The following is a 19,777-nucleotide window of genomic DNA, read 5'->3' as shown; positions in this document are numbered from 1 at the left end:
CCCTCAAGTTCTCTTACATAAAATTCAAGGGACAAACGTCCCCTAAATTATACTATTTAATAAAACCTTTATAGTGTCGTTTAACTAGTTGAGATTCTAATTGCTTCATTGTCTCCAATGCAACCCCAACCACAATTATAATACTTGTTCCACCGATCTGTGCAGATTGTGGAAGTCCTGCAATATTAATAAAAAATACAGGTAGTATAGCAATAATGGCTAAGAATAGAGCTCCAACTAATGTTAAACGAGATAGAACACGTGACAAATATTCTTGCGTACTTTTACCAGGACGAATACCTGGGATATATCCACCTTGTTTCTTCAGGTTTTCAGAAACTTGTTCTGGGTTCACCTGAATGAAAGCATAGAAATAAGTAAACGCAATAATTAACACTGTATATATAATCATTCCTATTGGATGAGTATAATCAAATACTCTTTGTATCCAGGAAGTAACGTCATTTTGCGGTAAGAACGATGCAATTGTTCTTGGAGTTACCAAGAAGGAAACTGCAAAGATAACTGGAATAACACCAGCAGAGTTTACTTTCAACGGTAAATGTGTTGATTGTCCGCCTGCGCTGCTATTACCATTTACCATTCTTTTTGCATATTGAATCGGTATCTTTCTAAGAGCTTGCTGGATAAAAATTACCCCAACTACAATTGCAACGACAGCTATAATAATTAAAGCTAGCTTTACAATATTGAGAAATAATTGATCACCTGGATTGTCAAACTGCTGTGCATAGATTTGATTAGCCATTGAAGGAATTCCTGCAGCAATACCAGCAAAAATGATAATAGATATACCATTTCCAACACCTTTAGAAGTAATTAGTTCACCTAACCACATTAAAAAGGCAGTTCCTGCTGTTAATACAATAGAAATAACTAGATAGGATGCAAATCCAGGTTTTGTAATCAGTGCACCACCTGCAAGATTATTAAAACCATATGACATACCAAAGCCTTGGATAAGAGCTAGAACGATTGTAAAGTAACGCGTAAATTGTGTCAGCTTTCTACGCCCAGCCTCACCCTGCTTTGACCATTCCGTAAATTTTGGAACAACATCCATTTGTAATAAGCTTACAATAATGGATGCTGTAATATATGGCATGATCCCCATTGCAAGAATAGAAAAGTTTTTAAGTGCCCCACCACCGAAAGTATTTAAAATTCCGAAGGCACTGAAAGCATCTTGTGCTTTTAAGAAGTCTGCATTTACATAAGGTACAGGAATAAAAGTACCTAAACGAAATATAATCAACATTAATAGGGTGAATATGATTTTTCGTCTTATTTCACCCACGCGCATAAAATTGGAGATTGTCTTAAACATCAGATCACCTCTGTTTGACCGCCGGCAGCTTCAATAGCTTCCTTAGCAGCAGAGGAGAATTTGTGAGCTTTAACAGTAAGCTTTTTCTCTACGTTGCCTTTTGCAAGAATTTTAATTCCTGCTCTCTCGTTACTAACAACTCCTGTTTCGATAAGAAGTTCTGGAGTTACTTCAGTTCCATCTTCAAAACGATTTAGAGTATCTAAATTAACAATAGCGTATTCTTTACGGTTGATATTAGTAAAACCACGTTTTGGTAAACGACGGAATAAAGGAGTTTGACCACCTTCGAATCCTGGTCTTACACCCCCACCTGAACGTGCATTTTGACCTTTATGACCTTTACCAGCAGTTTTACCATTACCTGAACCGATACCGCGCCCTTTGCGTTTGCGTTCTTGACGAGAACCTTCTGCAGGTTTTAATTCATGAAGTTTCATTTTGGCACCTCCTTATTTGAAGAAGAATGATTTTTAATTTTCTGATACAGTTACAAGATGTGATACTTTATTGATCATACCGCGAATAGCAGCATTATCTTGTTGAACAACTGTTTGATTTACTTTACGTAATCCTAAAGCTTTAACTGTTTCGCGTTGGTCTTGCGGACGACCAATTACGCTTTTAGTGAGGGTAATTTCCAGTTTGTTTGCCATCTAATTTCCCTCCTTATCCTAACAGTTCTTCTACTGATTTTCCACGTAACTTTGCTACGTCTTCAGCACGTTTTAATTGTTTTAAACCGTCTAAAGTAGCACGAACCATGTTAATTGGTGTGTTTGTACCTAATGACTTAGATAAGATATCAGCTACACCAGCTAGTTCAAGCACAGCACGTACTGGACCACCAGCGATAACCCCAGTACCTTCTGAAGCAGGCTTTAATAGGATTTCACCAGCTCCGAAATGTCCGATAATTTCGTGTGGAATTGTTGTACCAACCATTGGTACTTCAATAAGATTTTTCTTCGCATCTTCAACCGCTTTGCGAATAGCATCTGGTACTTCTTGAGCTTTACCAGTACCAAAACCAACGTTACCATTTTTGTCCCCAACTACTACTAGAGCAGAGAAACGAAAACGACGTCCACCTTTAACAACTTTCGCTACACGGTTAACTGTAACTACGCGTTCTTCAAGTTCAAGTTTGTTTGGATCAATACGACGCATCTTTTTATGTCCCTCCTTTGTCTATTAAAATTCTAGGCCGTTCTCACGAGCAGCATCAGCTAAAGCTTTAACGCGACCATGATATAAATATCCTCCGCGGTCAAATACTACTGATTTAATTCCTTTTTCTACTGCACGTTTCGCTACTAATTCACCGATCTTAACTGCAGCTTCTAAATTACCAGTAGATTCAAGGTTAAGCTCTTTATCTAATGAAGATGCACTTGCGATTGTTACACCTTTAACATCATCAATTAGTTGAGCGTAAATGTGTTTGTTTGAACGGAACACATTTAAACGAGGACGAGCTTCAGTTCCGCTAAGTTTAGAACGCACACGTGCGTGTCTTTTTCTACGGACTTGATTTTTATCAGCCTTCGTAATCATTTAGGTCACTCCTTTCGTTTACCTATGCGGCATTACTTACCAGTTTTCCCTTCTTTTCTACGTACATATTCGCCTTCATAACGGATACCTTTACCTTTATAAGGTTCTGGTGGGCGAACATCACGGATGTTAGCAGCAAGTGCTCCAACACGCTCTTTACTAGTTCCTTTTACAACTACTTTCGTAGCAGATGGTACTTCGATTTCAATACCAGCTTCTGGTTCGATTTCTACTGGATGAGAGTAACCTACGTTCAACACAAGTTTGCTTCCTTGTTTTTGAGCACGGTACCCGACACCGATTAATTCAAGACCTCTTTCAAAGCCTTTTGAAACACCCTCAACCATGTTTGATAACAATGCGCGAGTTGTTCCATGTAATGCACGATGTTCCTTCACATCTGAAGGACGAGTTACATTAATCACGTTTTCTTCTAAGTTGATCGCAATATCAGAATTAAAAGTACGAGTTAATTCACCTTTAGGACCTTTCACCGTTACAGTACTTTTATCAATAGTAACTGTAACGCCTGCTGGTACTTCGATTGGTTTTTTACCTACACGAGACATTTAGTTGCACCTCCATTCATTAAACCTATTATTACCAAACGTATGCTAATACTTCTCCGCCAACTTGTTTCGCACGAGCTTCTTTATCAGTAAGTACTCCTTGAGAAGTAGAAACTAATGCAATTCCAAGACCGTTTAATACACGAGGTACTTCTGTTGCTTTCGCATAAACACGAAGACCAGGTTTACTAATTCTTTTAAGTCCAGTTATTACACGCTCGTTGCTTGAACCGTATTTTAAGAAAATGCGGATAATACCTTGTTTGTTGTCTTCGATATATTCTACATCACGTACAAAACCTTCACGCTTTAAAATTTCGGCGATCTCTTTTTTGATGTTAGAAGCAGGAACTTCTAATTTTTCGTGACGAACCATATTCGCATTACGGATTCTTGTAAGCAAATCTGCAATTGGATCTGTCATAACCATTTGTATTTACCTCCTTCCCAATATCGGGTTTTACCAGCTAGCTTTTTTCACACCAGGAATTTGTCCCTTATACGCTAATTCGCGGAAACAAATACGGCAAAGCTTAAATTTACGGTACACAGAATGTGGACGACCACAACGTTCGCAACGTGTGTATTCTTGTACTTTATATTTAGGCGTGCGTTTTTGTTTCGCAATCATTGACTTCTTAGCCACATCTTCGCCTCCCTCTAATTAGAGATTACTTTTGGAACGGCATTCCAAATTGAGTTAACAGTTCACGAGCTTCTTCATCTGTGTTTGCAGTTGTAACAATAACAATATCCATTCCTCTTACTTTGTTTACTTTATCGTAATCAATTTCAGGGAAAATTAATTGTTCTTTTACACCTAAAGTGTAGTTACCGCGACCATCAAATGATTTTTTAGATACACCACGGAAGTCACGTACACGTGGAAGAGAAACAGATACAAGTTTATCAAGGAATTGATACATGCGTTCTCCACGAAGAGTAACTTTTGCTCCGATTGGCATTCCTTCACGTAGACGGAAACCTGCGATTGATTTTTTCGCACGAGTGATTAATGGTTTTTGACCAGTAATTTGTGCTAATTCTTCAACAGCAACGTCTAATGCTTTAGCATTCGCTACAGCATCACCAACGCCCATGTTAACAACGATTTTTTCCAGTTTTGGAACTTCCATAACTGATTTATAATTGAACTTGCTCATAAGAGCAGGAGTAGTTTCTTTAACAAATTTTTCTTTTAGGCGGTTCATTCATTGTACCTCCCTTCTTCATTTGAACTATTTATCTAGAATTTCACCGGATTTTTTCGCTACGCGAACTTTTTTACCATCAACCGTTTTTGATCCTACACGAGTAGGTTCACCAGTTTTAGGGTCGATAGGCATAACGTTGGATACATGAATAGCGGCTTCCTGGTCATTGATTCCACCTTGTGGATTCAACTGGGATGGCTTAGAGTGCTTCTTAACAATATTAATCCCTTCAACGATCACACGATCTTTCTTAGGGAATGCAGCAAGAACAACACCTGTTTTACCTTTATCCTTACCAGAGATGACCATTACTTTGTCACCTTTTTTTACATGCATCTTTTCGCACCTCCTTAAAGGCAATTAAAATTTATATTATAGTACTTCTGGAGCTAATGATACAATCTTCATAAAGTTATTGTCGCGAAGTTCGCGTGCAACTGGTCCAAAGATACGTGTTCCACGTGGACTCTTATCATCACGGATAATTACACATGCGTTTTCATCGAAACGAATGTAAGTACCGTCAGCACGACGAACACCACTTTTAGTTCTAACGACTACTGCTTTTACTACTTCACCTTTTTTAACAACGCCACCTGGTGTTGCTTGTTTCACAGTAACAACGATGATATCACCGATGTTTGCAGTTTTACGTCCTGAACCACCAAGAACTTTAATAGTAAGTACTTCACGAGCACCAGAGTTGTCAGCAACTTTCAAACGTGATTCTTGTTGAATCATGTGTGTAACCTCCCTTCGGGATGCTTAATTCCGAACAATTATATAATAACTGCTTTTTCTACTACTTCTACAAGACGGAAACGTTTTGTAGCTGATAATGGGCGAGTTTCCATAATACGTACGATATCGCCAGTTTTTGCTGTGTTTTGCTCATCATGAGCTTTATACTTCTTAGAGTATTTCACGCGTTTGCCGTATAGTGGGTGTTTTTTGTATGTTTCAACAACAACTGTAATGGTTTTATCCATTTTATCAGATACAACACGACCAGTATAGACTTTGCGTTGATTGCGTTCGCTCATTCTACGAACCTCCTCTCAACTTATCGATTATTGACGCCGATTTCTCTCTCACGAATGACAGTTTTCATTCGAGCGATCGCTTTGCGTACTTCACGAATGCGAGCTGTATTTTCAAGTTGTCCAGTCGCTAATTGAAAGCGAAGGTTGAAAAGCTCTTCTTTTAAGGATTTAACTTTTTGTTCAATTTCAGCAGTGGTAAGGTCACGAATTTCATTAGCTTTCATTAGTTTCACCACCAATTTCTTCACGTTTTACAAACTTACATTTAACAGGAAGTTTGTGCGCTGCAAGACGAAGTGCTTCACGAGCGATCTCTTCAGATACACCAGCAACTTCGAACAATATTTTTCCAGGCTTAACTACTGCAACCCAACCTTCAGGAGCACCCTTACCGGAACCCATTCGGACTTCTAGAGGCTTAGCAGTGTAAGGCTTATGTGGGAAAATTTTAATCCAAACTTTACCGCCACGTTTCATATAACGTGTCATTGCAATACGAGCAGATTCGATTTGACGGTTTGTAATCCAAGAAGCTTCTAAAGATTGTAGACCATATTCACCGAATGCAACTTCTGTACCACCTTTTGCTTGACCACGCATTTTACCACGGTGTACACGACGATATTTTACACGTTTAGGTAGTAACATATTATTTGCCTCCTTCCTCAGTTTTCTTCTTCGTTGGAAGGATCTCTCCACGATAGATCCAAACTTTTACACCTAATTTACCATAAGTTGTATCAGCTTCAGCAGTTGCATAATCGATATCTGCGCGTAGAGTGTGCAATGGAACAGTTCCTTCGCTATAAGACTCTGAACGTGCGATATCTGCGCCACCTAGACGACCTGATACCATTGTTTTAATACCTTTAGCTCCAGAGCGCATTGAGCGTTGGATCGCTTGTTTTTGAGCACGACGGAAGGAAACACGATTTTCTAATTGACGAGCAATGTTCTCAGCAACTAGTTTAGCATCCATGTCTGCTCTTTTAATTTCTAAGATATTGATGTGTACACGTTTGCCAGTAAGTGAGTTAAGAGCTTTACGTAAAGCTTCAACTTCTGTACCACCTTTACCAATAACCATACCTGGTTTAGCAGTGTGGATAGTAACATTTAAGCGGTTTGCTGCACGCTCGATTTCTACTTTAGAAACAGAAGCATCGCTTAGGCGTTTTGTAATATACTCACGTACCTTTAGGTCTTCGTGTAAAAGATCAGCATAGTCTTTACCTGCGAACCATTTAGATTCCCAGTCACGAATGATCCCAACACGTAAACCGACTGGATTTACTTTTTGACCCACTAATTACCCCTCCTTCTTTTCTGATAAAACGATAGTAATATGGCTAGTGCGTTTGTTAATTTGACTTGCACGACCTTGTGCACGTGGACGAAATCTCTTTAGAGTTGGTCCCTCATTAACATATGCTTGCTCAACCACTAGGTTATTAATATCCATTTCGTAGTTATGCTCTGCATTAGCAACAGCAGATTTTAGAACTTTCTCTACGATTGGAGAAGCTGCCTTTGGAGTTAACTTCAAAATAGCTACCGCTTCACCAACTTGCTTTCCTCGAATTAAATCTACGACTAAACGAGCTTTACGAGGAGCAATACGAACTGTATTTGCAACAGCTTTTGCTTGCATTGGAATGCCCTCCTCTCATTAACGTCTTGTTTTCTTATCGTCACTTGCATGACCTTTGTAAGTACGAGTTGGAGCAAATTCTCCAAGTTTGTGACCTACCATGTCTTCAGTAACATAAACTGGCACATGTTTACGACCATCATAAACAGCGATTGTTTGACCGATGAATTGTGGGAAGATCGTAGAACGACGAGACCAAGTTTTAACAACTTGCTTCTTATCACTATCACTTAATTTTTCGATCTTTGTTAGTAAATGATCATCAACAAAAGGTCCTTTTTTTAAGCTGCGACCCATAATGGAACCTCCCTTCGTGATTGTTCTACGGTTCTATCATCGAACCGTAGTTCAACCCCGTTATTTTTTACGGCTACGTACAATAAATTTATCAGATTTATTCTTCTTGCTACGCGTTTTGTAACCAAGTGTTGGTTTACCCCAAGGAGACATTGGTGATTTACGTCCGATTGGAGCGCGTCCTTCACCACCACCATGTGGATGGTCATTAGGGTTCATTACAGACCCACGTACAGTTGGGCGTTTACCTAACCAACGATTACGACCTGCTTTACCAATGTTGATTAGTTCGTGTTGTTCATTACCAACTTGACCGATAGAAGCACGGCATGTAGCAAGGATTAAACGAACTTCACCAGAGTTTAAACGTACAAGTACGTATTTACCTTCTTTACCAAGCACTTGAGCGCTTGTTCCAGCAGAGCGAACTAATTGTCCACCTTTACCTGGCTTCAACTCGATGTTGTGGATTACTGTACCAACTGGAATGTTAGCAAGTGGTAATGCATTACCCGGCTTGATATCAGCCTCAGGTCCTGACATAACTTCTAATCCAACTTCTAAATTTTTAGGTGCAAGAATGTAGCGTTTTTCACCATCTACATAATTGATTAGCGCGATGTTAGCAGATCTGTTTGGATCATACTCAATTGTAGCAACGCGTCCTGGAATGCCATCTTTGTCACGTTTAAAATCGATAACACGATATTGACGCTTATGACCTCCACCTTGATGACGAACAGTTAACTTACCTTGGTTATTACGGCCGCCTTTTCTGTGTAAAGGAGCAAGCAATGACTTTTCTGGAGTACTTGTAGTGATTTCACTAAAGTCAGAAGACGTCATGTTACGTCGACCATTGGAGGTAGGTTTATATTTTTTAATCGCCATTTGTGTTCCCTCCTCTTCTAAATATTATTATTAAGCTTCAAAGAATTCGATTTCTTTGCTGTCAGCTGTTAATTTAACAATTGCCTTACGACGTTTGTTTGTGTATCCACCAAAACGTCCCATACGTTTGAATTTACCTTTATAGTTCATGATGTTTACTTTTTCAACTTTAACGCCAAAGATTTCTTCAACTGCATCTTTAACTTGAGTTTTATTAGCTCTTACATCAACTTCAAACGTGTATTTTTTGTCAACCATTAAATCAGTAGAACGTTCAGTGATAACGGGGCGCTTAATCGTATCGCGTGCATCCATTATGCAAGCACCTCCTCTACTTTTTCAACCGCTGCTTTTGTCATGATTAATTTATCATGGTTTAAAACATCTAAAACTGTAATTCCAGTAGCAGTAACAACTGTTACCCCCGGGATGTTACGAGCAGATAATGCTACGTTCTCATCAAGATCAGCTGTAACGATTAATGCTTTCTTTTCAACAGAAAGATTACCTAGTACCGCTTTGAATTCTTTCGTTTTAGGTGCATCAAAAGCAAGGCTTTGTAATACTAAAATATTTTCTTCTAATACTTTAGCAGATAATGCAGATTTAATTGCTAGTCTACGAACCTTTTTAGGTAGTTTGTAGCTATAGCTACGTGGAACTGGTCCAAATACTGTTCCACCACCACGCCATTGTGGAGATCTGATAGATCCTTGACGTGCACGTCCTGTACCCTTTTGGCGCCATGGCTTACGTCCACCACCAGCAACCTCAGAACGAATTTTAGTTTTATGAGTTCCTTGACGTAATGAAGCTCTTTGCATAACAACAGCTTCAAATAAAACATGATTGTTAGGCTCGATACCAAATACTGATTCATTTAATTCGATATCTCCAGCTTGCGTACCGTCTTGGTTGAATAATGCAACTTTAGGCATTCTTATTTCCTCCTTTCCAGATTAATAATTATGCTTTAACAGCAGTTTTGATTTTTAATAAAGCTTTTCTTGCTCCAGGTACATTACCTTTAATTAATAGAAGATTGCGTTCTGTATCTACTTTAACGATCTCTAAGTTTTGAACTGTGATTTGTTCTCCACCCATACGACCAGGTAATGCTTTCCCTTTAAATACACGGTTTGGTGCAACAGGTCCCATTGAACCTGGGCGACGATGATAACGAGATCCGTGAGCCATTGGTCCACGTGATTGTCCATGGCGCTTGATTGAACCTTGGAAACCTTTCCCTTTAGAGATACCTGTTACATCTACTACATCGCCTTCTGCGAAAATACTTACTTTGACTTCTTGACCAACCTCATACTCATCCACGCTAACATCTCTGAATTCACGAACGAAGCGCTTAGGAGCAGTACTTGCTTTAGCAACATGCCCTTGTTCAGGTTTATTAGCTAACTTTTCACGTTTGTTTTCAAAACCGATTTGAACTGCTGTATAGCCATCAGCTTCAACAGTTTTCTTTTGAAGAACAATATTCTCAGCAGCTTCAACTACTGTTACAGGGATAAGGTTGCCATTTTCAGCAAATACTTGAGTCATACCTATTTTTCTTCCTAAGATTCCTTTGGTCATTTAAGTCACACCTCCTGATAGTTTAAATGTTTATTTCAATTATAATTTAATTTCGATATCTACACCTGATGGTAAATCCAGACGCATTAGTGAATCAACTGTTTGTGGAGTTGGGTTCACGATGTCGATTAGACGTTTATGCGTACGCATTTCAAATTGTTCACGAGAATCTTTATATTTATGAACCGCACGTAGGATAGTGTATATAGACTTTTCTGTTGGTAACGGAATCGGTCCAGATACAGCAGCACCAGAACGTTTTGCAGTTTCAACGATTTTCTCTGCTGATTGATCTAAAATTCTATGATCATACGCTTTTAAACGAATACGAATTTTTTGTTTTGCCATTATTTTCCCTCCTTTTCGCCTATTTTAGAATAGACATTCTCCGCAGGAATTTCCCACACACTCGCCATGGCAAAGCGGCCGGGTGTGTCAGCAACCTCCCGCATCATCGCAGTCAAAGACCAACATTGTCTATTATACATAAAAACGCCTAGAAAAGCAACAACATTTATTATTTTTCTTTCGTTTTAGTACACTCAGATTATTATACATATTCTAAGCTGATATTTCAACCCAATGTACAATAGTCAGTCAATTAGACGCTAATGATCTTTCAATCGAACCAATCATTTTGCGACTTTTTTATTCTAACAAAAATGGATTGCTGTTTAAATAGAAAGATTATGGAAAATCTATTTCCTTCTATATAAATACTTTTATCTATTATAGCTAATTATTTCAATAGTAAACACTTATACTTATTATTACATTAAATACCTTTCATTCTAATAAAGGAGTTGTTTAACTTACTTATTTGATCCTAGTATTCTTTTCATAGATTACTTACTTTTAAGCACAAAAAAACAAGCTGACGAATCAGCTTGTTTTTTTAAATGTTATTACTCAACGATAGTAGCAACTACACCAGCGCCTACTGTACGTCCACCTTCACGGATTGAGAATTTAGTTCCTTCTTCAATAGCGATAGAAGAAATTAATTCAACCTCCATTTCGATGTTATCGCCAGGCATAACCATTTCTACACCTTCAGGTAAGTTACAAATACCAGTTACGTCAGTTGTACGGAAGTAGAACTGAGGACGGTAGTTTGTGAAGAATGGAGTATGACGTCCACCTTCTTCTTTTGATAATACGTAAACTTCAGCTTTGAATTTTACGTGTGGAGTAATAGTACCTGGTTTTGCTAATACTTGACCACGTTGGATATCTTCACGAGCAACCCCACGAAGAAGTGCACCGATGTTATCTCCAGCTTCAGCATAATCAAGTAATTTACGGAACATTTCAACACCAGTTACAGTAGTTGATTTTTTCTCTTCAGCTAAACCGATGATTTCTACAACGTCACCAACTTTAACTTGTCCACGCTCAACACGACCAGTAGCAACTGTACCACGACCAGTGATAGAGAATACATCCTCAACTGGCATCATGAATGGTTTGTCAGTATCACGAGTTGGTGTTGGGATATATTCGTCAACTGCAGCCATAAGCTCAGTGATTTTTTCTTCCCAAGCAGCTTCACCTTCAAGAGCTTTAAGAGCTGAACCTTTGATTACAGGAATATCATCACCAGGGAATTCATATTCTGATAATAGGTCACGTACTTCCATTTCTACTAATTCTAATAGTTCTTCATCATCAACCATATCACATTTGTTTAAGAATACTACTAAGTGAGGTACACCAACTTGACGAGAAAGAAGGATGTGCTCACGAGTTTGTGGCATAGGACCATCAGTAGCTGATACTACTAAGATACCGCCATCCATTTGAGCAGCACCAGTGATCATGTTTTTAACATAGTCAGCATGTCCTGGGCAGTCAACGTGTGCATAGTGACGAGTAGCTGTTTCATACTCAACGTGTGCAGTTGAGATTGTAATTCCACGCTCGCGCTCTTCTGGAGCAGCGTCGATTTGATCATATCCGCGTGCTTCACCGCCACCCACTTTAGAAAGTACAGTTGTGATAGCAGCTGTTAATGTAGTTTTACCATGGTCAACGTGACCAATAGTTCCAATATTTACGTGTGGCTTAGAACGATCGTATTTAGCTTTTGCCATTAGGAAAATCCTCCTTTGATTTTAAAAAAATTAAGTATTTTTATAGAGCTGTGAATATTCATCACAGCTTTATTGCTTACATAGTAGTTATACTTCATTAAAAAGGTAAAATCAACAATTACCCTTTATTTTTTTTGATGATCTCTTCAGAGATTGATTTTGGTACTTCTTCATAATGATCGAACACCATTGAGAATACCCCACGACCTTGCGTGCTTGAACGTAATGTCGTAGCATAACCAAACATTTCAGAAAGTGGAACCATTGCACGAACTACTTGTGCGTTACCACGAGCTTCCATACCTTCAACACGTCCACGACGTGAAGTAATGTTACCCATGATATCACCCATGTATTCTTCCGGAATGATAACTTCTACTTTCATAACAGGCTCAAGAATTACAGGATTACATTTAGATGCTGCATTTTTCAATGCCATTGAAGCAGCGATTTTGAACGCCATTTCAGATGAGTCAACATCATGGTATGATCCATCAAATAATTTAGCTTTGATATCTACCAATGGATAACCTGCAAGTACTCCTCTTTGTAATGCATCTTCTAGACCAGCTTGAACTGGAGCAATGTATTCACGAGGAATAACACCACCGACGATAGCATTTTCAAATTCGAATCCTTTACCTTCTTCGTTTGGTGCAAACTCAATCCAAACGTGACCATATTGTCCACGACCACCAGATTGACGAGTGAATTTCCCTTCAACTGCTGCAGAAGAACGGAATGTTTCACGGTAAGCAACCTGAGGAGCACCAACATTAGCCTCAACCTTGAATTCACGACGCATACGGTCTACAAGAATATCTAAATGAAGTTCACCCATACCTGCAATGATAACCTGACCAGTTTCCTGGTTAGTATGTGCACGGAATGTTGGATCTTCTTCTTGTAATTTTTGTAGAGCAGTTGTCATTTTGTCTTGGTCAGCTTTTGATTTTGGCTCGATAGACAATTCGATAACTGGTTCTGGGAATTCCATGGACTCTAAGATTACTAAATCTTTTTCATCACATAGAGTATCTCCAGTTGTAGTATCTTTTAAACCTACAGCTGCTGCGATATCACCAGCATATACTTCTGTAATCTCTTGACGGCTGTTTGCATGCATCTGTAGGATACGTCCTACACGCTCACGTTTGCCTTTTGTAGAGTTTTGTACATATGAACCTGAGCTCAATGTACCAGAATATACACGGAAAAATGTCAGTTTACCAACAAATGGGTCTGTCATTACTTTAAACGCAAGAGCTGCAAATGGTTCATCATCACTTGAATGCTTTTCAATTACTTCATCAGAATCAGGAGCTGTACCTTTAATTGCAGGTACATCTAATGGTGATGGTAAGTACTCGATTACAGCATCAAGCATTTTTTGAACACCTTTGTTTTTGAAAGCAGATCCACAGATTACTGGATAGAATTCAACGTTAACTGTACCTTTACGGATAGCAGCCTTTAACTCATCAGTAGTGATTTCTTCACCACCAAGATATTTTTCCATAAGTTCTTCATCAAGTTCAGCTACTGCTTCAACCAATTTCTCATGGTATTCATCAGCTAACTCTTTGTACTCTTCTGGAATTTCACGTTCTTGAATATCTGTACCAAGGTCATTTCCGTAGAAAGTCGCTTTCATTTCAACTAAATCAATGATACCTTCGAATTGATCTTCAGCACCAATCGGTAGTTGGATTGCATGAGCGTTTGCTTGTAAACGATCATGTAAAGTTTTTAATGAATAAAGGAAGTCTGCCCCAATTTTATCCATTTTGTTTACGAATACTACACGAGGTACACCGTAAGTTGTTGCTTGACGCCAAACTGTTTCTGTTTGTGGCTCAACACCTGATTGAGCATCAAGTACTGCAACAGCACCATCAAGTACACGTAGAGAACGTTCAACTTCAACTGTGAAGTCTACGTGCCCTGGAGTATCGATAATGTTTACACGGTTACCTTTCCATTGTGCAGTTGTTGCAGCTGATGTAATGGTAATTCCACGCTCTTGTTCTTGCTCCATCCAGTCCATTTGAGATGCACCTTCGTGAGTTTCACCAATTTTGTGGATACGACCAGTGTAATAAAGTACACGCTCAGTTGTAGTCGTTTTACCAGCATCGATATGTGCCATGATACCAATATTACGAGTGTTTTCTAAGGAGAACTCTCTTGCCATTTGGTCTTTCTCCTTTCATATTGAAAGTATTTTTATGAATTATAATCTTACCAACGATAGTGAGCAAACGCTTTGTTTGCTTCAGCCATTTTGTGTGTATCTTCACGCTTTTTCACAGATGCACCAGTGTTGTTTGCTGCATCTAGGATTTCGTTAGCTAGTCTCTCTTCCATTGTTTTCTCACCGCGAAGACGAGCATAGTTAACTAACCAGCGAAGACCTAAAGTTGTACGTCTTTCAGGACGAACCTCCACTGGAACTTGATAGTTAGAACCACCAACACGGCGTGCTCTTACTTCAAGAACTGGCATGATATTCTTTAATGCTTGATCAAATACTTCAATCGCTTCTTTTCCAGAACGCTCAGCAACGATTTCGAATGCTGAATATAGAATAGCTTGTGCTTTTCCTCTTTTACCATCGATCATCATTTTATTGATTAAACGAGATACAAGCTTAGAATTGTATATCGGATCTGGTAACACGTCTCTTTTTGCTACAGGACCTTTACGTGGCATTTGATTTCCTCCTTTCAATTATGCTATAAAATCAAATTTATTATTTTTTAGCTGCTTTTGGTTTTTTAGTACCGTATTTAGAACGACCTTGCATACGGTTGTTAACACCAGCAGTATCTAGAGCACCGCGTACGATATGATAACGTACCCCCGGTAAGTCTTTTACACGTCCTCCACGGATTAGTACAACACTGTGTTCTTGTAGGTTGTGACCAATACCAGGAATGTATGCTGTTACTTCGATACCATTTGTTAAACGAACACGTGCATATTTACGTAATGCAGAGTTTGGTTTTTTCGGTGTCATTGTACCAACACGAGTACATACCCCACGTTTTTGAGGTGAAGATACGTTTGTTTGTGCTTTTTTGAAACTGTTATAACCTTTGTTTAACGCAGGAGACTTCGACTTCTCTTCAGCAGATTGACGAGGTTTGCGTACTAATTGGTTAATTGTAGGCATTTCTTTTTCCTCCCTTCCTTTATGTTTGAAGCCCACACATCCAGGTGGTTCATATTAGGGCAAAAACAAAGTTTTCATGGTATTTTCCATAAAAACAGTTTTAATTAATTATGGCAACAGTTGCTGCGCCTACTTCTATTCCACATGATTCGCCTAGCTTCTTCATGGATTCAACAAGTATAATGGGAACATTAACTTCTTTGGCTATTTCAGATACTTTTCTAATTAATATTGGATCAGCATCTTCAGCAACAATAACCTCTGTCGCTATTCCTTTTTTTAACGCTTTTACTGTTTGCTTTGTTCCTACTACTATCTTACTTGCCTGTAGTACTTTTTCATAAGACATTTTTATATCCTCCAAAGCAACAGGTGAAATAGGAGCACCTTTGATATAGTATCATCTATAAAATTGGATGTCAATTATTTTCCTGAAAAACTTTAATAGATATTCCTAAAAGTTATGGTTTACGAGGATTATCGACTCTTTCCTAAATGATAGAATCGATAATCCTCGTATTAACCACTTTCTTTTTTCTAAAATAAATGCTTTATCGCTAATTACTCTACAGTAATTGACTCTTCTGTTAGTTCTTCTGCTGTAATAGGTTCAGCATGTCTGTATCTTGGCATACCAGTTCCAGCTGGAACTAATTTACCAATAATTACATTCTCTTTTAATCCTAGTAATTCATCACGTTTTCCTTTAATAGCAGCATCTGTCAGAACTCTTGTAGTTTCTTGGAACGATGCAGCCGATAAGAATGAATCAGTTTCAAGAGATGCTTTTGTAATACCAAGCAATACTGGTCTACCTGTTGCTGGAAGCTTACCTTCTCTTAAAGCTTTTGCGTTAGCATCAGTAAATTGGTGAATATCTAATAGTGTACCTGGTAATACATCTGTCTCACCAGCATCCACTACTCTGATTTTACGTAACATTTGGCGAACCATTACTTCTACGTGTTTATCCCCAATTTCTACCCCTTGCATACGATATACTTTTTGTACTTCGCGAAGTAGATACTCTTGTACTGCTGTAACGTTTTTCACTTTAATTAATTCTTTCGGATCAATAGAACCCTCTGTTAATTCTTGTCCTTGTTCTACAACATCATCGATCTTAACTTTCAATCTTGCTGTGTAAGGAGCAGTATATGTTCTAGTTTCTAATTCACCTTGAACAACAATTTCATGTTGACGGTCTCTGCCTTCATTGATACCAACAATTACCCCTGCCATTTCAGTAATAACTGCTTGCCCTTTTGGATTACGAGCTTCAAATATCTCCTGAATACGAGGTAAACCTTGTGTGATATCGTCCCCTGCAACTCCACCTGTATGGAATGTACGCATTGTTAACTGTGTACCTGGTTCCCCGATAGATTGTGCCGCTATAATACCAACAGCTTCTCCTACTTCCACCTCTTGGCCTGTTGCTAGGTTGCGACCATAACATTTTTTACATACACCATGACGTGTATTACATGTAAATGCAGAACGAATCCATACTTCTTCGATATTCGCCTCTACAATTTCTACTGCTAAGTCTTCTGTGATAAGTCCATTTTCAGGAACAATAACTTCATTCGTTTCTGGATGTTTAATTGATTTTCTTGCATATCTACCAATTAAACGCTCATCAAGAGATTCGATAATTTCTGTACCCTCTTTAAGAGCAGCAACTAACAATCCTCTATCTGTGCCGCAATCATCTTCGCGTACAATGACATCTTGTGCTACATCTACTAGACGACGAGTTAAGTAACCAGAGTCTGCTGTTTTTAACGCTGTATCAGCAAGACCTTTACGTGCTCCGTGAGTAGAGATAAAGTACTCTAATACCGTTAATCCTTCACGGAAACTTGAAATAATCGGTAACTCAATAATTCTACCAGCCGGGTTAGCCATCAAACCACGCATACCAGCAAGCTGTGTAAAGTTAGATGCGTTACCACGGGCACCAGAGTCACTCATCATAAAGATAGGATTTCGTTTATCTAAGGATTTCATTAGCTTCGCTTGAATTGTATCTTTCGCTGCGCTCCAGATAGAAATTACGCGATCATAACGCTCTTCCTCTGTGATTAATCCACGTCTAAATTGCTTCATGACATTATCGACTTTACCTTGTGCTTCATCGATAATTTCTTGTTTTTCACCTAATACAACGATGTCGGCCACACCAACAGTAATACCAGCTTTGGTAGAATGCTTAAATCCTAGATCCTTCATTCTATCCAACATCTTAGAAGTTTCCGTAATCTTGAAACGTTTAAATACTTCAGCGATTATATTCCCTAAAATTTTCTTTTTAAACGGTTCTATGATTGGCAACTCTTTAATAGCAGCTGGCACATCTACACCTGGCTCTACAAAGTATCGTTCAGGAGTTTTTTCTTCTAAGTTTGTTTTAGTTGGTTCGTTAATATACGGGAAAGATTTTGGTAAAATTTCATTGAATACTAGCTTACCAACAGTTGTTAATAACAATTGCTTATTTTGCTCTTCCGTGAATGTTTCATTGTTTAAAGAGCTAGCGCGTACTGCTACACGTGTGTGTAAATGTACATAACCATTTTGATATGCCAAAACAGCTTCGTTCGTATCATTGAAGATCATACCTTCTCCAACTGCACCTTCACGTTCTAATGTTAGATAATAGTTTCCTAATACCATATCCTGAGAAGGAGTAACAACTGGTTTACCATCTTTAGGGTTCAAGATGTTTTGAGCTGCAAGCATAAGTAAACGAGCTTCCGCTTGAGCTTCAGAAGATAAAGGAACGTGAACAGCCATTTGGTCTCCGTCAAAGTCAGCGTTGTATGCTGTACATACTAGCGGATGAAGACGAATCGCACGGCCTTCTACTAAAGTTGGTTCAAACGCTTGGATTCCCAATCTATGTAGAGTTGGGGCACGGTTAAGCAATACTGGATGCTCTTTAATTACTTCTTCAAGCACATCCCACACTTCAGGCTGAAGTCTTTCGATTTTTCTCTTTGCAGATTTAATATTATGAGCAATTCCTTTTTCTACTAACTCTTTCATTACAAAAGGCTTAAACAATTCAATTGCCATTTCTCTAGGAAGGCCACATTGATACATCTTTAAGTTAGGACCAACGACAATAACAGAACGTCCAGAATAGTCAACACGTTTTCCTAATAAGTTTTGACGGAAACGTCCTTGCTTCCCTTTTAGCATGTGAGATAGAGATTTAAGCGGTCTGTTACCAGGACCAGTTACCGGACGTCCACGACGACCATTATCGATTAACGCATCAACAGCTTCTTGAAGCATACGTTTTTCGTTTTGAACGATAATGCTTGGTGCTCCTAAATCTAATAATCTTTTTAAACGGTTATTACGGTTAATAACACGACGATATAAATCATTTAAGTCAGATGTTGCAAAACGTCCACCATCCAATTGAACCATTGGACGCAATTCTGGAGGAATTACTGGAAGTACATCAAGAATCATCCAAGAAGGCTCATTACCAGAACCACGGAACGCTTCTAATACTTCTAGTCTTTTAATGGCACGAGTTCTTCTTTGACCTTGCGCAGTTTTCAATTCTTCTTTTAGTGCATCTACATCTTTATTTAAATCAATATCAGATAGTAGCTTTTTGATTGCTTCAGCTCCCATAGAAGCTTGGAATTTCACACCATATTTATCGCGGTATGCTCTATATTCCTTTTCAGATAGAAGTTGTTTTTTCTCTAAAGCAGTATCGCCTGGATCTGTTACTACATAAGAAGCAAAATAAATAACTTCTTCCAATGCACGTGGAGACATATCTAAAACAAGTCCCATACGGCTAGGGATTCCTTTAAAATACCAAATATGTGAAACTGGAGCTGCTAATTCGATGTGACCCATACGCTCACGACGAACTTTTGCACGAGTAACTTCCACTCCACATCGATCACAAACTACGCCTTTATATCTAACACGCTTGTATTTACCACAGTGACATTCCCAGTCTTTTGTAGGACCAAAAATACGCTCACAGAACAAGCCATCTTTTTCCGGTTTTAAAGTACGATAGTTAATTGTTTCTGGCTTTTTGACTTCACCAAATGACCAAGAACGGATTTTGTCTGGTGAAGCTAGACCTATTTTCATATATTCAAAATTATTAACATCCAACAAGGGTCCTACCTCCCTTTCGATCTTCAGGCTTTTGCCTTACTTAGAACTTCTTAAAAACATTTATAATCAAAGACAGGCCGTCACAAAAGGGTCTGACCTCACGTGAATAATCTATTTATAAAAGATATAAAAGGATCTTCTATCTAGATGTCTTCGTAGTGGAGTCTGACCCTTTCGTTTTTAGA

At 38.6% G+C, this 19,777-nt stretch carries 28 protein-coding genes; all 28 read right to left on the bottom strand.

Annotation, left to right across the window (positions count from 1 at the left end; all coding sequences use genetic code 11):
- Nucleotides 1-52 precede the first annotated feature (52 nt).
- The gene (secY, locus tag QQZ16_RS04705; RefSeq protein WP_031537913.1) at nt 53-1,348 is read right to left on the bottom strand and encodes a preprotein translocase subunit SecY; all 1,296 of its coding nucleotides are present in this window, start codon (nt 1,346-1,348) and stop codon (nt 53-55) included.
- Entirely contained in the window at nt 1,348-1,788 is a 441-nt protein-coding gene (gene rplO, locus QQZ16_RS04700) for a 50S ribosomal protein L15 (protein WP_031537912.1), read from the bottom strand. The genes secY and rplO overlap by 1 nt, the downstream gene beginning before the upstream one ends.
- Nucleotides 1,789-1,821: 33 nt before the next feature.
- Nucleotides 1,822-2,004 (bottom strand): 50S ribosomal protein L30, encoded by a 183-nt coding sequence (rpmD, locus tag QQZ16_RS04695; RefSeq protein WP_031537910.1) that lies wholly within the window; start codon nt 2,002-2,004, stop codon nt 1,822-1,824.
- A gap of 13 nt (nt 2,005-2,017) precedes the next feature.
- Nucleotides 2,018-2,518, bottom strand: a complete 501-nt coding sequence (gene rpsE / locus QQZ16_RS04690) for a 30S ribosomal protein S5 (protein ID WP_016204573.1) — start codon at nt 2,516-2,518, stop codon at nt 2,018-2,020.
- 24 nt (nt 2,519-2,542) lie between these two features.
- On the bottom strand, nt 2,543-2,905 hold the full coding sequence (rplR, locus tag QQZ16_RS04685) for a 50S ribosomal protein L18 (RefSeq protein WP_031537909.1): 363 nt from the start codon (nt 2,903-2,905) through the stop codon (nt 2,543-2,545).
- Between the two features lie 32 nt (nt 2,906-2,937).
- Entirely contained in the window at nt 2,938-3,474 is a 537-nt protein-coding gene (gene rplF / locus QQZ16_RS04680) for a 50S ribosomal protein L6 (protein ID WP_031537908.1), read from the bottom strand.
- A 31-nt stretch (nt 3,475-3,505) separates the two neighbouring features.
- A complete protein-coding gene (rpsH, locus tag QQZ16_RS04675; RefSeq protein ID WP_016204570.1) occupies nt 3,506-3,904 on the bottom strand; it encodes a 30S ribosomal protein S8 in 399 nt (132 codons plus the stop codon).
- A 30-nt stretch (nt 3,905-3,934) separates the two neighbouring features.
- Nucleotides 3,935-4,120 carry a 30S ribosomal protein S14 gene (gene rpsN, locus QQZ16_RS04670; RefSeq protein ID WP_009499044.1) on the bottom strand — a complete coding sequence of 62 codons (186 nt, stop codon included), beginning with the start codon at nt 4,118-4,120 and terminating at the stop codon, nt 3,935-3,937.
- A 25-nt stretch (nt 4,121-4,145) separates the two neighbouring features.
- Nucleotides 4,146-4,685, bottom strand: coding sequence for a 50S ribosomal protein L5 (gene rplE, locus QQZ16_RS04665; protein WP_031537907.1), 540 nt, complete (start codon nt 4,683-4,685; stop codon nt 4,146-4,148).
- 27 nt (nt 4,686-4,712) lie between these two features.
- The gene (gene rplX / locus QQZ16_RS04660) at nt 4,713-5,024 is read right to left on the bottom strand and encodes a 50S ribosomal protein L24 (protein ID WP_016204568.1); all 312 of its coding nucleotides are present in this window, start codon (nt 5,022-5,024) and stop codon (nt 4,713-4,715) included.
- A 36-nt stretch (nt 5,025-5,060) separates the two neighbouring features.
- Entirely contained in the window at nt 5,061-5,429 is a 369-nt protein-coding gene (gene rplN, locus QQZ16_RS04655; RefSeq protein WP_031537906.1) for a 50S ribosomal protein L14, read from the bottom strand.
- A 38-nt stretch (nt 5,430-5,467) separates the two neighbouring features.
- Nucleotides 5,468-5,731 (bottom strand): 30S ribosomal protein S17, encoded by a 264-nt coding sequence (rpsQ, locus tag QQZ16_RS04650; RefSeq protein ID WP_031537905.1) that lies wholly within the window; start codon nt 5,729-5,731, stop codon nt 5,468-5,470.
- Between the two features lie 20 nt (nt 5,732-5,751).
- On the bottom strand, nt 5,752-5,955 hold the full coding sequence (gene rpmC, locus QQZ16_RS04645; RefSeq protein ID WP_003351417.1) for a 50S ribosomal protein L29: 204 nt from the start codon (nt 5,953-5,955) through the stop codon (nt 5,752-5,754).
- Nucleotides 5,945-6,379 carry a 50S ribosomal protein L16 gene (rplP, locus tag QQZ16_RS04640; protein ID WP_031537904.1) on the bottom strand — a complete coding sequence of 145 codons (435 nt, stop codon included), beginning with the start codon at nt 6,377-6,379 and terminating at the stop codon, nt 5,945-5,947. Before rplP ends, rpmC begins: the two co-directional genes overlap by 11 nt.
- Before the next feature lies 1 nt (nt 6,380).
- Nucleotides 6,381-7,037 (bottom strand): 30S ribosomal protein S3, encoded by a 657-nt coding sequence (gene rpsC, locus QQZ16_RS04635; protein ID WP_031537903.1) that lies wholly within the window; start codon nt 7,035-7,037, stop codon nt 6,381-6,383.
- Nucleotides 7,038-7,040: 3 nt separating this feature from the next.
- Nucleotides 7,041-7,382: a 50S ribosomal protein L22 gene (gene rplV / locus QQZ16_RS04630; RefSeq protein WP_016204563.1), complete on the bottom strand. Its 342-nt coding sequence runs from the start codon at nt 7,380-7,382 to the stop codon at nt 7,041-7,043.
- A gap of 18 nt (nt 7,383-7,400) precedes the next feature.
- Entirely contained in the window at nt 7,401-7,679 is a 279-nt protein-coding gene (gene rpsS, locus QQZ16_RS04625) for a 30S ribosomal protein S19 (RefSeq protein WP_016204562.1), read from the bottom strand.
- A gap of 60 nt (nt 7,680-7,739) precedes the next feature.
- Nucleotides 7,740-8,570 carry a 50S ribosomal protein L2 gene (gene rplB / locus QQZ16_RS04620; protein ID WP_016204561.1) on the bottom strand — a complete coding sequence of 277 codons (831 nt, stop codon included), beginning with the start codon at nt 8,568-8,570 and terminating at the stop codon, nt 7,740-7,742.
- Between the two features lie 30 nt (nt 8,571-8,600).
- Nucleotides 8,601-8,888: a 50S ribosomal protein L23 gene (gene rplW, locus QQZ16_RS04615; RefSeq protein ID WP_031537901.1), complete on the bottom strand. Its 288-nt coding sequence runs from the start codon at nt 8,886-8,888 to the stop codon at nt 8,601-8,603.
- A complete protein-coding gene (gene rplD, locus QQZ16_RS04610; RefSeq protein ID WP_031537900.1) occupies nt 8,885-9,508 on the bottom strand; it encodes a 50S ribosomal protein L4 in 624 nt (207 codons plus the stop codon). The genes rplW and rplD overlap by 4 nt, the downstream gene beginning before the upstream one ends.
- A 28-nt stretch (nt 9,509-9,536) precedes the next feature.
- Nucleotides 9,537-10,163, bottom strand: a complete 627-nt coding sequence (gene rplC / locus QQZ16_RS04605) for a 50S ribosomal protein L3 (protein ID WP_048717899.1) — start codon at nt 10,161-10,163, stop codon at nt 9,537-9,539.
- A 39-nt stretch (nt 10,164-10,202) separates the two neighbouring features.
- Nucleotides 10,203-10,511 carry a 30S ribosomal protein S10 gene (gene rpsJ / locus QQZ16_RS04600; protein WP_009336571.1) on the bottom strand — a complete coding sequence of 103 codons (309 nt, stop codon included), beginning with the start codon at nt 10,509-10,511 and terminating at the stop codon, nt 10,203-10,205.
- A 557-nt stretch (nt 10,512-11,068) separates the two neighbouring features.
- Nucleotides 11,069-12,256 carry an elongation factor Tu gene (tuf, locus tag QQZ16_RS04595; RefSeq protein WP_235251442.1) on the bottom strand — a complete coding sequence of 396 codons (1,188 nt, stop codon included), beginning with the start codon at nt 12,254-12,256 and terminating at the stop codon, nt 11,069-11,071.
- 118 nt (nt 12,257-12,374) lie between these two features.
- On the bottom strand, nt 12,375-14,450 hold the full coding sequence (gene fusA, locus QQZ16_RS04590; protein ID WP_235251441.1) for an elongation factor G: 2,076 nt from the start codon (nt 14,448-14,450) through the stop codon (nt 12,375-12,377).
- Nucleotides 14,451-14,497: 47 nt separating this feature from the next.
- A complete protein-coding gene (gene rpsG, locus QQZ16_RS04585) occupies nt 14,498-14,968 on the bottom strand; it encodes a 30S ribosomal protein S7 (protein ID WP_031537895.1) in 471 nt (156 codons plus the stop codon).
- A gap of 40 nt (nt 14,969-15,008) precedes the next feature.
- On the bottom strand, nt 15,009-15,431 hold the full coding sequence (gene rpsL, locus QQZ16_RS04580; RefSeq protein WP_016204553.1) for a 30S ribosomal protein S12: 423 nt from the start codon (nt 15,429-15,431) through the stop codon (nt 15,009-15,011).
- A 100-nt stretch (nt 15,432-15,531) separates the two neighbouring features.
- Nucleotides 15,532-15,780 carry a 50S ribosomal protein L7ae-like protein gene (locus QQZ16_RS04575; RefSeq protein ID WP_031537894.1) on the bottom strand — a complete coding sequence of 83 codons (249 nt, stop codon included), beginning with the start codon at nt 15,778-15,780 and terminating at the stop codon, nt 15,532-15,534.
- 212 nt (nt 15,781-15,992) lie between these two features.
- Nucleotides 15,993-19,592 (bottom strand): DNA-directed RNA polymerase subunit beta', encoded by a 3,600-nt coding sequence (gene rpoC, locus QQZ16_RS04570; RefSeq protein ID WP_048717903.1) that lies wholly within the window; start codon nt 19,590-19,592, stop codon nt 15,993-15,995.
- Nucleotides 19,593-19,777 lie beyond the last annotated feature (185 nt).

It is taken from the genome of Bacillus sp. T2.9-1 (genome assembly GCF_950097965.1).
GTDB lineage: Bacteria > Bacillota > Bacilli > Bacillales > Cytobacillaceae > Niallia > Niallia hominis.
The sequence above is the reverse complement of the archived record's forward strand: the minus strand, read 5'-3'. Positions and strand labels throughout refer to the sequence as shown.